The sequence below is a fragment of the Hungatella hominis genome (genome assembly GCF_014288005.1).
GTDB classification, from domain to species: domain Bacteria; phylum Bacillota; class Clostridia; order Lachnospirales; family Lachnospiraceae; genus Hungatella; species Hungatella effluvii.
On sequence record NZ_JACOPB010000003.1, the window covers coordinates 483,230 to 497,233 of the forward strand.

Annotated in this window: 18 protein-coding genes; 2 read left to right on the forward strand and 16 right to left on the reverse strand. The window is 49.9% G+C overall.

Going from position 1 to position 14,004, the window contains the following annotated elements; translation table 11 throughout:
• Positions 1–190 precede the first annotated feature (190 nt).
• The 11 genes from H8S75_RS10120 to H8S75_RS10170 form a co-directional block, all read right to left on the reverse strand.
• Positions 191–643 carry a SpoVA/SpoVAEb family sporulation membrane protein gene (locus H8S75_RS10120; protein WP_187021214.1) on the reverse strand — a complete coding sequence of 151 codons (453 nt, stop codon included), beginning with the start codon at positions 641–643 and terminating at the stop codon, positions 191–193.
• A 23-nt stretch (positions 644–666) separates the two neighbouring features.
• Complete coding sequence (locus tag H8S75_RS10125) at positions 667–1,092, reverse strand: stage V sporulation protein AB (RefSeq protein WP_002600322.1); 426 nt, start codon at positions 1,090–1,092, stop codon at positions 667–669.
• Entirely contained in the window at positions 1,082–1,708 is a 627-nt protein-coding gene (locus H8S75_RS10130; protein WP_187021216.1) for a stage V sporulation protein AA, read from the reverse strand. The genes H8S75_RS10125 and H8S75_RS10130 overlap by 11 nt, the downstream gene beginning before the upstream one ends.
• Positions 1,705–1,866, reverse strand: coding sequence for a hypothetical protein (locus H8S75_RS10135; RefSeq protein WP_002600324.1), 162 nt, complete (start codon positions 1,864–1,866; stop codon positions 1,705–1,707). The genes H8S75_RS10130 and H8S75_RS10135 overlap by 4 nt, the downstream gene beginning before the upstream one ends.
• A gap of 63 nt (positions 1,867–1,929) precedes the next feature.
• Complete coding sequence (gene sigF / locus H8S75_RS10140) at positions 1,930–2,643, reverse strand: RNA polymerase sporulation sigma factor SigF (protein ID WP_025530535.1); 714 nt, start codon at positions 2,641–2,643, stop codon at positions 1,930–1,932.
• 5 nt (positions 2,644–2,648) lie between these two features.
• Positions 2,649–3,083: an anti-sigma F factor gene (gene spoIIAB / locus H8S75_RS10145; RefSeq protein WP_117623357.1), complete on the reverse strand. Its 435-nt coding sequence runs from the start codon at positions 3,081–3,083 to the stop codon at positions 2,649–2,651.
• Between the two features lie 10 nt (positions 3,084–3,093).
• On the reverse strand, positions 3,094–3,435 hold the full coding sequence (locus tag H8S75_RS10150) for an STAS domain-containing protein (protein ID WP_002600327.1): 342 nt from the start codon (positions 3,433–3,435) through the stop codon (positions 3,094–3,096).
• Between the two features lie 261 nt (positions 3,436–3,696).
• Positions 3,697–5,010: a tetratricopeptide repeat protein gene (locus H8S75_RS10155; protein ID WP_187021219.1), complete on the reverse strand. Its 1,314-nt coding sequence runs from the start codon at positions 5,008–5,010 to the stop codon at positions 3,697–3,699.
• 11 nt (positions 5,011–5,021) lie between these two features.
• Entirely contained in the window at positions 5,022–5,162 is a 141-nt protein-coding gene (locus H8S75_RS10160) for a hypothetical protein (RefSeq protein ID WP_002600329.1), read from the reverse strand.
• Complete coding sequence (locus tag H8S75_RS10165) at positions 5,155–6,477, reverse strand: bifunctional folylpolyglutamate synthase/dihydrofolate synthase (RefSeq protein ID WP_187021221.1); 1,323 nt, start codon at positions 6,475–6,477, stop codon at positions 5,155–5,157. Before H8S75_RS10165 ends, H8S75_RS10160 begins: the two co-directional genes overlap by 8 nt.
• Positions 6,478–6,886: 409 nt before the next feature.
• Positions 6,887–7,267, reverse strand: coding sequence for a RidA family protein (locus H8S75_RS10170; protein WP_110324823.1), 381 nt, complete (start codon positions 7,265–7,267; stop codon positions 6,887–6,889).
• 177 nt (positions 7,268–7,444) lie between these two features.
• Here H8S75_RS10170 and H8S75_RS10175 point away from each other — a divergent pair, with 177 nt between their 5' ends.
• The gene (locus H8S75_RS10175; protein ID WP_187021223.1) at positions 7,445–8,059 is read left to right on the forward strand and encodes a DUF1836 domain-containing protein; all 615 of its coding nucleotides are present in this window, start codon (positions 7,445–7,447) and stop codon (positions 8,057–8,059) included.
• Between the two features lie 121 nt (positions 8,060–8,180).
• Here H8S75_RS10175 and H8S75_RS10180 read toward each other — a convergent pair whose 3' ends face one another.
• Positions 8,181–8,477 carry a YerC/YecD family TrpR-related protein gene (locus tag H8S75_RS10180; protein ID WP_187021225.1) on the reverse strand — a complete coding sequence of 99 codons (297 nt, stop codon included), beginning with the start codon at positions 8,475–8,477 and terminating at the stop codon, positions 8,181–8,183.
• Positions 8,478–8,565: 88 nt separating this feature from the next.
• A complete protein-coding gene (locus tag H8S75_RS10185; RefSeq protein WP_187021227.1) occupies positions 8,566–9,375 on the reverse strand; it encodes a Cof-type HAD-IIB family hydrolase in 810 nt (269 codons plus the stop codon).
• A gap of 156 nt (positions 9,376–9,531) precedes the next feature.
• Here H8S75_RS10185 and H8S75_RS10190 point away from each other — a divergent pair, with 156 nt between their 5' ends.
• The gene (locus H8S75_RS10190; RefSeq protein WP_055655409.1) at positions 9,532–10,527 is read left to right on the forward strand and encodes an ABC transporter substrate-binding protein; all 996 of its coding nucleotides are present in this window, start codon (positions 9,532–9,534) and stop codon (positions 10,525–10,527) included.
• A gap of 87 nt (positions 10,528–10,614) precedes the next feature.
• On the opposite strand, the gene H8S75_RS10195 is transcribed toward H8S75_RS10190, so the two are convergent.
• The 3 genes from H8S75_RS10195 to H8S75_RS10205 are packed head-to-tail and all read right to left on the reverse strand — an operon-like array spanning position 10,615 to position 13,977.
• Complete coding sequence (locus H8S75_RS10195) at positions 10,615–11,094, reverse strand: chemotaxis protein CheW (RefSeq protein WP_187021229.1); 480 nt, start codon at positions 11,092–11,094, stop codon at positions 10,615–10,617.
• A complete protein-coding gene (locus tag H8S75_RS10200; protein ID WP_243270224.1) occupies positions 11,087–13,039 on the reverse strand; it encodes a chemotaxis protein CheA in 1,953 nt (650 codons plus the stop codon). The genes H8S75_RS10195 and H8S75_RS10200 overlap by 8 nt, the downstream gene beginning before the upstream one ends.
• Positions 13,039–13,977 carry a GGDEF domain-containing response regulator gene (locus H8S75_RS10205; protein WP_187021239.1) on the reverse strand — a complete coding sequence of 313 codons (939 nt, stop codon included), beginning with the start codon at positions 13,975–13,977 and terminating at the stop codon, positions 13,039–13,041. Before H8S75_RS10205 ends, H8S75_RS10200 begins: the two co-directional genes overlap by 1 nt.
• Positions 13,978–14,004 lie beyond the last annotated feature (27 nt).

The following is a 14,004-nucleotide window of genomic DNA, read 5'->3' on the forward strand; positions in this document are numbered from 1 at the left end:
TTTCTCCATTTTCCTTTTTTTCTATTCATCCGCCGCAAATCATTCACCATAAATCAATCATAACAAGCCGGCTGCCGCAGCCCTTACGCCGCAATTCAAGCTCCTCACTTCACACGCCCCAAAAGAAAATGCCCCGGCGGGACCGCCGGGACAGAGACTGCTGATAACGAAGCCGCTAACGCTTACAAGACTAAAAAATTCCCACCCACCGGCCGATCCAATAGAGGATGCCGAGGACCCAGCTGCTCAGGATTCCGTACAAGATAACAGGTCCTGCAATAGTAAATATCTTGCAGCCGATACCGAATACCTGGCCTTCCGCCTTGAATTCCACGGCAGGCGCCACCACTGAGTTGGCAAAGCCCGTGATCGGGACGAGGGCGCCTGCGCCGCCGAATTTCACGATCTTTGGGTAAATGTTAAACCCCGTTAAAATAACGCTTCCCGCAATTAAGACCAGGAGCGTCCAGGAGGCTGCGGTATCCTTGTCCATCCCGCTGTTCATGAACCAGGTGCTCACCAACTGTCCAATGGTGCAGATAGCGCCTCCCACAAGGAAAGCCTTCACAATACTCAGCCATTTGTTGTGGACCGGTGTGACCTCTTTTACATAGGCATCGTATGCCTGTTTGTTAATCTCCATATTTTACCTCCGATTCCTGTTTTCTACTGTCCGAAATTGCCCGTGAAATATACGAGTGAACCAATGAGCTTGCCAAGACCGATGGCCAGGATCACGTACTGAAGTCCCACGGCCAGATGAATTCTCCTGCTGATAACCGGCAGGGCCTTTAAAGTCTCCGCCAGAGACATGACGAGGCAGCCGACAAAGATTCCGACCGCCAGCCCGTAGATCCCCAGGAACACATTCCCGCCCATGTGAATCGGGATTTCATAGATATCGGATACGTTTCCCAGTACACCGCCTATGATAATGACCGTCTCATACAGAAAAATGTGTTTATTTGTATGGGTCTTTCCTATCAGCCGCGGAAAAACGCCGATAATTGCCAGAAATGCAAAAACGCCGGCTGCTATGACGCCGCCGGCGCTAAGCCCCAGAAACACGAGAAATAACTGCTTAAGAAACATCAATATCCTGCTCCTTTCTGCCGTCATTCTGAATCAGGGTCTTGCTGACATTGTCCTCGTAAAGACGCATTTCCACCTCCAGCGGCGTCGGATCCGTATTGATCTTAAACTTCGCAAAATGATTGAAGAATCCTACGATTCCCAGCGCCAGTCCTATGGAATAGCTCACCTCCAGAATCGTGAATCCGGTGGATTCCTTTCCCATGATGATACGGTAAATCTCGCTGAAGACATCCGTCACACTGACATCGTTGTTAAAGGTCATGATGGCAAAGGACGCGCCGCAGAAACAGATAATACAGACAAATATGGTCTTGATCCATTCCCAGGCCCAATTCGGGGACTTCGGCCGGTGGTAATCGATGATAAAATCCACTTCACCCACATTGTTGACGGTGATCGTCGGATCCATCTCTGTGATCTTCTTAATCACATCCAACGCACTCTCCACGTAACGTTTATCTCTGTCCAAATGAATCGTTTTAATGCGCAGGGCGCTGCACTTGTTTGTTACGGCGGAATCATCGCTGTAGACCGTCGCCACATCCTTTAACTGAATCTCCTTATGATGGACCTCAGTAATCTGGCTGATGTTTAGATAGACAGTCTTGCTCATATTCTCATCTGCCCCGCTTTCCGGATGAGTTCTACCAGCGTTCCATCCATTTCGCCGCCGTCCGGCACCGCGGCGATTAAGTACCATACAATGGCGGCCACAGCGATCAGGCATACGACAAGGAGTGCAATTCCCAGCTTATGTTTCATGGATTCCATACGTGCTCACATCCTTTTCTTTCACTTTTCATGAGTAGTATGAGCCGTATGAAGTATTTTATTCTATATTTTTTCGCGCATCTGCTTTAAAATCTTTTTTTCAAGACGGGAAACCTGGACCTGTGAGATACCGAGACGCGTTGCAATCTGGCTCTGGGTTTCATTATAATAATACCTCCTGACAATGATTTCCCGGTCCTTATCGGAAAGCTCTGTCAGCAGCTCCCGCAGCACCATACGGTTTAACAGCTCCTCCTGGGCAGAGTTTTCCTCCTCGATCTTGTCGATGAGAAGAATGCTGTTTTCGTCATTTTTATTGACTGTCCGGTAAAGCGATTCCACCTCCGCTCCGGCCTCTATGGACGCCGCCACTTCCTCCTTGCTGGCCCCGATCTCTCCGGCGATCTCCTCGATGGTCGGTTCCCGTCCAAGGGTAAAGTTTAATGCCTCTCTGACACATTTTACACGGGTGCCCATCTCCTTGATGGAGCGGCTGACCTTTATCATGCCGTCGTCTCTTAAAAAGCGCTTGATCTCTCCTGTTATCATGGGGACCGCATAGGTGGAGAATTTAACCTCGAAAGACATGTCGAACTTGTCGATGGCCTTCATGAGGCCGATGCTTCCTATCTGAAATAAATCCTCCGGATCATATCCCCGTCCTGTAAATCTTCGCACAATGCTCCAGATCAGTCCCATATTCTCGGTGACGAGACGGTCGCGTGCTTCTTTATCTCCTTCGTGAGCCATTTCTATTAATCTCATGGTCTCATCCATAGGACTCACCCGTTAATCTTCTTTTTCATGGTCACAACGGTACCCTTGTCCGGTTCTGACTCCACACGCACCTCGTCCATAAACGCTTCCATAAAAGAGAATCCCATGCCGGATCGTTCTCCCTCTGGATCGGTGGTAAACATCGGTTCCATCGCCTGCGAAATATTGGGAATCCCGATTCCCGTATCCCTCACAGTCACGGTCAGCTCCTGTTTCAGTATCTCCACCTCGAGATAGATGATCCCGCCATTTCCCTGATAACCATGTATCACCGCATTCGTCACAGCTTCCGACACCGCGGTCTTTACGTCGTCCAACTCCTCCAGCGTCGGATTCATCCGAGCCATAAATACGGCCACCACAACCCTTGCAAACTCTTCGTTCCGGGACAGGCTCTCAATTTCCATTCTCAAAACTTCTGGTCTGTTTTCTTCTAACATGTCTTCCTCCTCAACCTGTGACTGCATCTTCCTTTGAGTCATATAATTTCATTAATTTTAAAATGCCGCCCATTTTCAGTATTCTGAGCACCTGGGCTCCCGCTCCGTAGATCGTCACCTTTCCTCCGCTCCGGGCCATCTGCTTGTATCGGTTTAACAACACTCCAATCCCTGAAGAATCCATAAATCCGGTTCCCGAGAAATCAAACACAATGCGGTTAATATAATTTTCCGAAAGGATCAGATCGGTTTCATATTTTAAGCCGGTGCAGTTGTGGTGATCCAACTCCTCCGGCAGGTGGACAATCAGCACGTGGCCGTCCGCCTCATAGGTAAATAGTGGCTTGTTCATAGTTCTCCTTTCCAAAAAGAATCCCGCTTTCCGGACTCTTTGTTCTAACACAGAGCTCTTTTTTATGAATTAAGAGTCCGGCTCACCGGACTCTCGCGCCGGAGCGCGGTCGCTTCAGCAACCATACTTCCTTAGCACGGAGTGCGCATCCTGCCCGAAGGGCTTTTTGTGTAACAGGAGCACTTTTCTGTTACACAAAAAAGACACGGCAAAAGAGCTCTCTTTCTCTTCTGTCGTGTCTTACTTTTTACGCAAACAGGATTAGAATCCCCGTTCCGTTCTGGCCTGCGCTATCAATGTTTCATCTTTGCTGTTATTTATGATGTCCGTAAACATCTCATTCGCCTGTTCCTTCTGATTCATTCCCTTGTAAATGACGGCCGCCTTATACCTGGCAGCCCAGTAATCCGGCTTTACAGCCAGGCTCTTTAAATAGTAATCGAGAGCCGTCTGGCTGTCTCCCGCGCCCGAAGCCTCGTCTCCAAGGCTTTCCAGCACCTGATATCCCCGTTCCTCCATGTCGGCCTTAATCTCTCCGACGATGGCCAGCACATCCGGTGACGCGATGAGTTCCGTCTTCAAGTCGGCGTAAAGCTTTACCGCCGCGGTAAAATCATCCTTTTTATACGCCTGCAGAATTCCGATCACGTTCTGGTATTGAGCCAGCACGCTGTCCGAATCATTGGTAAATGTGGACAGGGAATCTTCCGCCGTTTTCTTATCTGCCTCCAGGCCGGCGATCTGCTCACTTAAGCTGTCCGCCTTCTGATTCGCCTGGCTTAAGCTCTCGCTGTACTTAAGCATCTCCTGGTTGTGTTTTTCATTGATCGCCCTCGTATTCGCCGGCATAACCAGAAAAAAGACGACCGCCGCCCCCAGAAGCAGGCCCGCTAGGATATTGACGACCGCCATATCCTTCGTATTCTCTCTGTAGCTGGGCGGAATGATGACATCGTCATCCTCCATCTGCCGGTGGGACAGGACATTTTTCAGCTTCCTCTTTTCAGGCTCACGCTCGGAGCGGCTGCCTGTATTCGCCTTGACGATCGACTTATACCAGAGCGCCTTCGGGTGATTCCTGTCTATCTGCAATACCTTGTAGACTGATTTTCCCGCCTTCTGGTAATCCTCTCTCGCAATACAGAGAATAGCCAGCAGCAGCTGGGCCTTCACGTAGTTCGGCTTCGCCTCCACCACCTTGACGAGCTGAAGGATCGCCAGGTCCTCGCTGCCGTTCTGGGCGTAGACGAGGGCCTGGTTAAACCGCCGGATCATGTGGCGCTCCGTGTCGAGACTCCCCTTTTTTCTCTGGATTTCACCCAGATAGTAGTCCGCCCGGTTCTCCTGCGGCTGCAGGTTCATGCTGATGACCCACTGAACAAGCGCATCCCCGACCTCCCCGACCTCATAGTAAATGAGGCCCAGAAGGTTCCTGGCATCCGTCTGATACTTATTAAAATGTAGGCTCTTCTTTAAACATTCGGCCGCGCCGGACAAATCCCGCAACCGCGCCCGCTCTAATCCCATGTTATAATAGCTGTTGGCAATGACACGGGTTTTTCTTACATAATCCATATCTTACCTGCCTATTCCTTACCAACTTCCTTGATCAGTTCCATCATCAAATCATTCATATCCGTCAGATCGCTTCTCACGATCGCGTCCTCTATGGCATCTACTTCCAGACTCGGTCTGTAATCGTTTATCTCGGTTTCAAAATCAATCATCTTTTATACCTCCAAGAATTGTCTTTATCTCTCCCATCAGATACAGGGATCCCACACAGAACAGCAGATGTTCCCCATCCTGCCATGTGAGCAGTTTCTCCAGTGCCTCTTCTGCCGTATCAAAACCATATATTCTGCAATCGGAAACGGCTAAAAACTCCGCCTCCAGCACTTCCTTTGCCATTCCCCGATCCGAATGGATATGGGCTACAGCAACCGAATCCAGCGGCAGACCCGCCGCGATCTCACGGATCATGGTATCGTGGGCCTTGTCCGATACCGAGGAAAACAGAAGACAGGCCCGCTTCCCGCTTTTCTCGCAGAGACGCGCGGCTGTCTTTATAAATTCTTCGATTCCGCCCGGATTGTGCGCTCCATCCAGGTAAAGCCCGGGCGCCGCCTCTTCCATGCGTGCCGGCCATCTCATGGACTCCAGTCCGGCCTTAAGCTCCTCTTCTGATAAGCATATGTCTTCCCTCTGCCGCATCAGTACTTCCACCGTCCTGAGCGCAGTCAGTGCGTTCATCACCTGATATTCCGCCTGGGAGGGAATCAGCACGCGGAGAATGCTGCCGTCAAGCCGCTTAAGTCCCGCCCGGATTCCCTGTTCTTCCCATGCCTCTATCACATAGTCCTGCCTGTCCACCGGATATACCGGGCTGTGGCTGGCAGCGGCCTCTTCCTCGATCACAGCGGCTGTCCCCTGGTCGCCTCTCTCATATATGACGGGAACGCCGGACTTTATGATACCGGCCTTCTGATAAGCGATCTTTTCCACGGTATCGCCTAAATATTCCGTATGATCCAGACTTATGGAAGTGATGGCCACTGCCAGCGGATGACGGATCACATTCGTCGTGTCCAGCCTTCCGCCAAGTCCCGTCTCCAGAACCGTGAAATCATTGTCCATCTGGTCAAACAGCTTCATACCCATGTAAAACAGGAATTCAAAATAGGATGGATGACAGTATCCCTCTTCCGTCATACATTCCGATAAATCCCTGATTTCACGAAAGCTGCTCTCAAACGGTCCATATTCGACCGGCTTACCGTCGAATAAAAACCTCTCCCGCACCTCCGTCAGATGAGGCGAGATAAATGCTCCCGTGTGGTATCCCCCTGCCATCAGCATGGAGGTTATATATGCACAGACCGAACCCTTTCCATTGGTCCCGGCCACATGAATGATCTTTCTCTTCTCGTCGGGGTTGTCCATCCGCTCCAGAAAAGCCCTGATATCTTCCAGGGAATTCTTTTTTCTGGCCCACATGGGGATATCGGCCAGATATTCTTCCGCAGTTTTTTCCAAACTCATCTTACGCCCCGGCTTTCGTTCTTTATGTAATCTTAATCCTTATGCTGCCTTACTGCGCGCCTTTTCCCGCACGCCAATTCGGGCTTTCTTATTTATTATAATATAACTCGGCCATTATGCAACCTCTTTCTTTCGCAAATACAGACGGATTTCTACATTTTTACTCTGGTTTTTTCACGGAAACGCTCCTGTAAAATGAAAAACAGGAGTATTCCGGAACCACAATCCGGGATACCCCTGTTATCATCTGTCAATTTATTCCCGCGGGCAACGAGCCAAGCGGACACGCTGGCGCGTCCATTTGGCGATTGCATGCCCCGCTTTATCGGGTACTGCCGCGAGGGTCAAAAAACCCGTTGCCCGCAGCGCTGCAAATTTGATGCCCCGTTGCTTGCAGCGGATTTTTTGACTATCCGCAGTATGCGATCGCTTCGATCTCAACAAGCGCTGCCTTTGGAAGAGCAGCTACTTCAAATGCAGCTCTGGCCGGGCATGCACCCTCGAAAAAGGTTGCGTAAACTTCGTTCATAGCGCCGAAATCGCCGATGTTCTGTAATAAGACAGTTGTCTTTACCACATTTGCCATAGATAAGCCTTCGCTCTCTAAGATCGCCTTGATATTAGTTAAGGACTGTTTCGTCTGGGAGGCGATATCCTCGCCTGCAAATGCTCCTGTTGCCGGATCGATCGGAAGCTGGCCGGATACGTATACGTAATCTCCGCCTCTCACTGCCTGGGAATATGGTCCAATCGCTGCCGGTGCTTTTTCTGTAGCCAATACTTTTTTCATTCTATGTATCTCCTTTCGTTCTTCACGTTATATATCTAGATTATCACACATTCCGCAAAAGTCAAGAAAGTTTTTTAGGTTATCTTAAAAATATTTAGTTTAACTGTTTTTCTTTTCGTATATTTACCTCTTGTCATCTAGTATTGAATACTATATAATAGGATATGAGGTGAAACTATGAAGACGAATGACGAAAGAATACAGGATATCCTAAAACGTCTGGATACCTTAAGTTATATCAGGCCTGAAGAGATTCCGGGCATTGATCTTTACATGGATCAGGTTACTACATTTATGGATGATCATCTGAAGAACACGAAGCGCTACCCCGAGGATAAGGTGCTGACGAAAACCATGATCAACAACTATGCCAAGAACAACCTGCTGCCTGCGCCCAACAAAAAGAAGTATTCCAGAGAGCATATCCTGCTTCTGATTTTTATCTATTATTTTAAGAATATTCTTTCCATCAACGACATCGAAGAATTGTTCCGGCCGATCACCGCAGGACATTTCGCATTGAAGGACGGCCTTTTGCTGGAGGACATCTACAAAGAGATTTTCGCTCTGGAAGCGGAGGAGATGAAACACTTGCGGGAAGACGTGAAAGCAAAGTATGAACGCGCGGGCGGTACATTTACGGACGAGAACCTGGCTGAGGAAGACAGGGAATACTTACGGCTCTTCGCCTTAATCTGCGAATTATCCTTTGACGTCTATTTAAAGAAGCAGATGGTGGAACAGATGATTGACGAGCTTCGGGAAGCGAACCCGTCCAAAAAGAAAAAGTAAATAAGCGAAGATAAAACGCTCCCTTTCATAGGAACAGTCCCCTGCGGAATCTGTTCCTATGAAAGGGAGCGCTGCATTTATCTCTCCATTTTGTCTGAAGCCGCGGCCTCTCCGGGCTGCACTAGGCCTCTGTATCCTCCAGACGCTTAAATACCATATCATATCCGTCGTTTCCATAATTCAGGGAACGGTTCACACGGCTGATCGTGGCTGTGGAAGCCCCGGTCTTTTCCGCAATCTCCAGATACGTGCGGCCCTCGCGAAGCATCTTGGCTACCTCATACCGCTGGGATAAGCTGAGCAGTTCGTTGACCGTGCACACATCCTCGAAGAACGTATAGCACTCTTCCGGTGTCTTCAGTGTCAGTATTGCCTGAAACAGATGGTCAACCGCATCTGTCTTAATTTTTTTATTCATGGTTTCAATCAGTCCCCTTTATTTTTGCTGTTACTTCATCTATGGAGTATTTTAACATATTAAAGTCATAAAGTCCACCCCCGGACACTTATGACAGCATAAATTTTTCAATGACATGAGCAACGCCGTCGTCGTTGTTGGAAAGCGTCACGTAATCCGCCGCATTTTTCACGGGCAGGACCGCGTTCTCCATGGCCACGCCCAGACCGGCATACTGAATCATGGACAAATCGTTGTATCCGTCACCGCAGGCGATCATCTCGTCCTTCGTCATGTTAAGGCGCGTAAGCAGCCGCTCTAAAGACGCCGCTTTATCAATTCCCCTGGGCAGAACCTCCAGAAAGTGGGGTTCTGAACGGTACACACTGTAATCACGCCCCAGTGCGGCCTTCACCTTCGGTTCCACGAGAGCCAGGTAATCCCCGTCGTCGAGAAGCAGAAACTTTACCACCGGGAAATCCACGTACTGGTCGAAATTTTCTATCCGCCGGACCTCCAGTTTATTGATGTCGGACTCCTTTTTTACATAGATATCTCCGGGGTCCGGCGTAATAATGCAGTCCCCTTCGTATGTAAGAATGTTCACGCCGTGCTCCCTGGCCAGCGCAATGATCTTTTTATTCGATGTCACAGGAAGCTCCTTTGCAAACACGGTCTCACCCGTTTTGCATTCGATAATCCGCCCTCCGTTGAAGGACAGGATATAACCGCCATCCTCTGTGAGTCCCAGTTCCTTCGCCAGCGGCATCACACCATAGGTAGGCCGTCCGGAGGCCAGCACGATGGTTCCCCCCTGGCTTTTCAGCTTCATCAGCGCTTTCTTCGTCCTCGGTGTGATCACTTTATCCCGGTTTGTAAGTGTGCCATCCAGATCCAGCACGATCATTCGATATGCCATAATTCCTTCTCCTGCTTTCGTAAAATTCTCCGTGAAAAGTATATCATACTTCGGGGTAAAATGCAAAATTTAGAAATTCGACTCATAATCCGGGAACTGCTGCCTGTCACATTTCATACAATGTCACTATGAGAAACAACAAAAAAGGAGAATTCTATGAAAAAAATCGTGAGCATCGTTCTCGCCGTATCCATGCTTGCCGTCTGCGTAACCGGCTGTAAAACGACCACAAGGAAACAGCTAAAGCCAGTGGTTCTGAATGAAGTCGCTCATTCTATCTTCTATGCTCCCCAGTATGCCGCCATTGAACTGGGGTATTTTGAGGATGAAGGGCTCGACCTGACGCTGGTCAACGGCGCCGGCGCCGACAAGGTCATGACCGCCCTGATCTCCGGAGACGCCGATATCGGTTTTATGGGGTCTGAGGCCAGCATTTACGTCTATCAGCAGGGTTCTGACGATTACGCCGTAAACTTCGCCCAGCTGACCCAGCGGGCCGGTAATTTTCTGGTCGGCAGGGAAGCCCAGGATAACTTCACCTGGGCCGATTTGAAGGGCAAGAAGGTGTTGGGCGGAAGAGCCGGCGGCATGCCGGAAATGGTATTTGAATACATTTTGAAGAAGAACGGGATCGATCCCGCCGCAGATCTGACCATCGACCAGAGCATCAACTTCGGTTTAACCGCCGCCGCCTTCACCAGCAACGACGCCGATTACACGGTAGAGTTTGAACCATTTGCCACCGGTCTGGAAAAAGAAGGAAACGGCCACGTCATCGCCTCCCTCGGCGTCGATTCCGGATACGTTCCCTATACCGCTTACAGCGTCAAGAAGAGCTATTTAGAGAAGAATCCCGAAACCATCCAGAAATTCACCAATGCGATTCAGAAAGGCCTGGAATATGTAAACACCCATTCCGCCGAAGAAATCGCCAAAGTGATCCAGCCTCAGTTTAAAGAAACCGATGAGGATACCATTGCAACCATCGTTGGCCGCTATAAAGATCAGGACACCTGGAAAGGCGACACTGTCTTCGAAAAAGAAAGTTTCGAACTTCTGGAAAACATCCTGGAGGAAGCCGGCGAACTGAATGAGCGCGTTCCTTACGACAAGCTGGTAACAACCGAATTTTCACAGGAAGCGGCAAAGTAATACCGAATGCCCACACATAACAAACAGATCCCGTTTCCGCTCTTCACCGCCGGAACCGGGATCTGTTCTTTTCACATCATGGCCGTATCAGCCAAATACCACCATGCATTTCAGAGTCTCCTCTGCATCAATCACATAGATCACTTCATTCTCCCAGGCGTACGCTGCTTTGATCTTCAGTATCTCACCAATCCGGTCTGGAGTGTCTCCGGTCAGCCGCGCGTCTGCCGGTACCCTTAAAATCTCCGGTTCCTCCCTCACCAGAAAGCCGCACTGCAGGGCCCCCGTTTCCGTTATTATGACTACCGGCTGGTCTCCGTACCCGCTCTCTTTTGTTCCTGTCATCCGGCTTAAAGAAGCGGCGGTAATAATCGTCCCTTTCCAGTTACACAGACCTTCATAGTAGTCCGGCACACAGGGGATCGGGGTGATACGGCTGTCCCATATGATCTCCCGGATATGGGGAAGTTCGAATCCGTAGACTGCATCCGTCATGCGGACGCACAGAAACTCCAGTTCCTCTCCGCCGTCCTTCTCTCTCGCCTGATCCAAGTCAAAGTCATTCATGGGTCTTTCCACCTCCCGTATTCCGCACCAGGTCTTCGATATCCAGCTGGAGGCAGATGGTTCCGTCCCCCAGCAGGCTGCACCCGGAGATTCCCGTATACTTCTTAAAATGCTTTCCTAAAATAGCCGGAAGCGATTTCTCCACAAGACTGCCCTGGTCTGCCACCCGGTCAGCCACAATGCAGAGCTCTCTCGTACTGCCCTTGATATACGCCATGATTTCGGAACCGATCCTTGGTGTTCCCGGAATATGGTAGAACTTACTCAGGGAAATGACGGGAATATACCGCCCCTCCCTGATCCAGAACTCTCTTCCTTCCTGCATCACCATTCCCGGCCCCTGCGGCTGGTAGGTGACAAACTGAACCACCTGGTGTGCCGGAACCGCGAAGAACCGGTCTCCGGTCTGAAAACGGATGCTCTCGATGATCGTAAGCGTCAGAGGCAGATGCATGATGAAATTGCTGCCTTCCCCTCTGGTACTCTCCAAATGAAGGTGGCCACCGAACGCCTCCACCATCTGACGAACCACATCGAGTCCCACGCCTCTTCCCGAGTACTCGTTAGCCGCCTCCCGCGTCGAAAAGCCGGGCAGAAGGCAGAACTCTAATATCTCCGGCTCGGAATACTCCGATTCCGGCCTCACGAACAGATTCTTTTCTCTGCCCTTTTTGCGGACCTGTTCCAAATCGATGCCGCATCCGTCGTCGCTGACACTGACCACGATCTCACCGCCAACATTGGCAAACAGCAGTGTCACCGAGCCCGCCCGCGGCTTTCCCGCCTTCTCCCGCTCTTCCGGCTGCTCGATTCCATGGTCAATGGCGTTGCGGATCAGATGGAGAAGTGGATCCAGAATACCATCCGCGATCTTCTTATCCACCTCCACATTCTGCCCCTGGACGTGGAAGGACACCTCTTTCTTTTCCTTCTTGCAGATGTCGCGGACGATCCTGCCTAACTGGGGTACCACATTGTAAAACGGCACCATCCGAATCGATATGACCAGTTCCTCCAGCTCCTTTAAAAAACGGCCAACCTGATGGTTCCTGCCGTCCTCCACGCTCCCTTTCGAGGCTTCCAGCCAGGAAGACGCCGCGATAATCAGTTCTCCCGTCAGATTCTGAAGCTCATCCAGCTTTTCCACCCGGACATTGATAAAATCAGCGCTGTTCTGCACAGGAGTCTCGGCTTCGGTCTCCGGTTCTTTTGCAGACTGACCTTCCACCGCCTGTCCCTCCGCCGTCCCGGACAGCTTCGGCATCTCCGCCAGCTCCGTACAGGACTCCACAAACAGCGCGCTCTTAAGCGTCTGTAAGACTGCGCCCGGGTCTTCCGACGTAAAGCTGATATAAAAACCATTATCATGAATATATTCCGTTGTAGAGGAATCCGTCTCTACATTTTCGGGATATATCTTTAAATCCGCACATAAATCCCGGATCTGACGTACAGCCATGTAGGCCCGGACATTCTCCATCCGGCAGTCTTTTTCAAATTTCAGGTGGACGGTAGTCTTCTTTTTTTCTTTTACCTTCTGTACGAGAACCTCTATTTTATCCCAGAACCGGTCTACCGGCTCTGGCTCGAAGCTTTCAAATTTCATTCGTTTCAGTTCTTCCCGGATGAAATCAGTGGCTTCGAAGATTAAATCAAATGTCTCCTGTTCATAACCGGAAAGCCTGGAAGGGTCTTCCCGAAACACCACAAACAAGTCTTCCAGGCGGTGGGTCAAAGTGGACAATCCCGTCAGCCCCATCATGGCGGAAGAACTCTTTATAGTATGCATCACACGAAAGATGCCGTTGATACTCTCTTTGGAGAATACCATCTCCTGCTCCGCCGAGAGCAGCATGGCATCCGACTGGTCCAGAAGCTGGTTGGTCTCCAGTAAGTAGATCTCCAGCATCTCGCCCGTGTCCTCATCAAAAAAGCCCATACCCATCACACTCCCGCCTCTTCCTCATAACCATACCAGACGGTACGATTTTTTCCTGTTTTCTTTCCGCGGTAAAGCGCCATATCTGCGTGCGTCATGTTCATCTTAAAACTCTGTTCCTTATCGAAAAGGCTGATCCCCAGCGTCACAGTGCAGTAAAATGTGGTATTGCCCTGAAGAAAAGGAAACGCCTGAATTTCTTTTCTGATCTCCTCGCAGACTTCAAAACACTCCTGTTTTGTAACTGCCATCAGAATAATCAGGAATTCCTCTCCGCCCCAGCGGACCACCTTATGGCGGCGGCAGACGCTCTCCATAATATTGGAAATACAAACGAGAACCATGTCTCCGGCGTCATGCCCGTAGCAGTCGTTTACGCGTTTGAAATCGTCCACATCGATCATGACCAGTGCATCCTGGCGATTTGGTTCCATCAAATCCTGGGCCAGCTTCTCCACCACAAACCGCCGGTTGTAAAGTCCGGTCAGCTCGTCCCGGTAGGCCACGCGGTTTAATATCTGCATGTTGGCCTTCAGCGTCTCATTTAATATCTTCAGCTCGTCTCTCTTCCGCTTGTCCTCAAGATGCGCCTTCACCCTGGATTTCAGTTCTTCCGGACGGAACGGTTTTTTAATATAATCACAAGCGCCCAGATCAAATCCCCGGATTACATCCTGTTCACTGTCTTTGGAGGTGATAAAGATCACTGGAGCGTGATTCTTATCCTTTTCTTTTATCTTTTCAAACAGTTCATATCCCTCCATATCAGGCAAAATGACATCGAGGAGAATCAGATCAGGAACCACTTCCTCCAGTAACTCCAGAGTCTCCTTCGCTGAATGGGATTTATAAACCGTATATTCCTCATTTTTTAAAACCTTTTCTATCTGCTGGCATATCAGCAGGCTGTCATCGACCGCCAGTATCTTCTGTCTGCCTGTCATGCTTTTTCTCCTTCCAACCGCCATGTT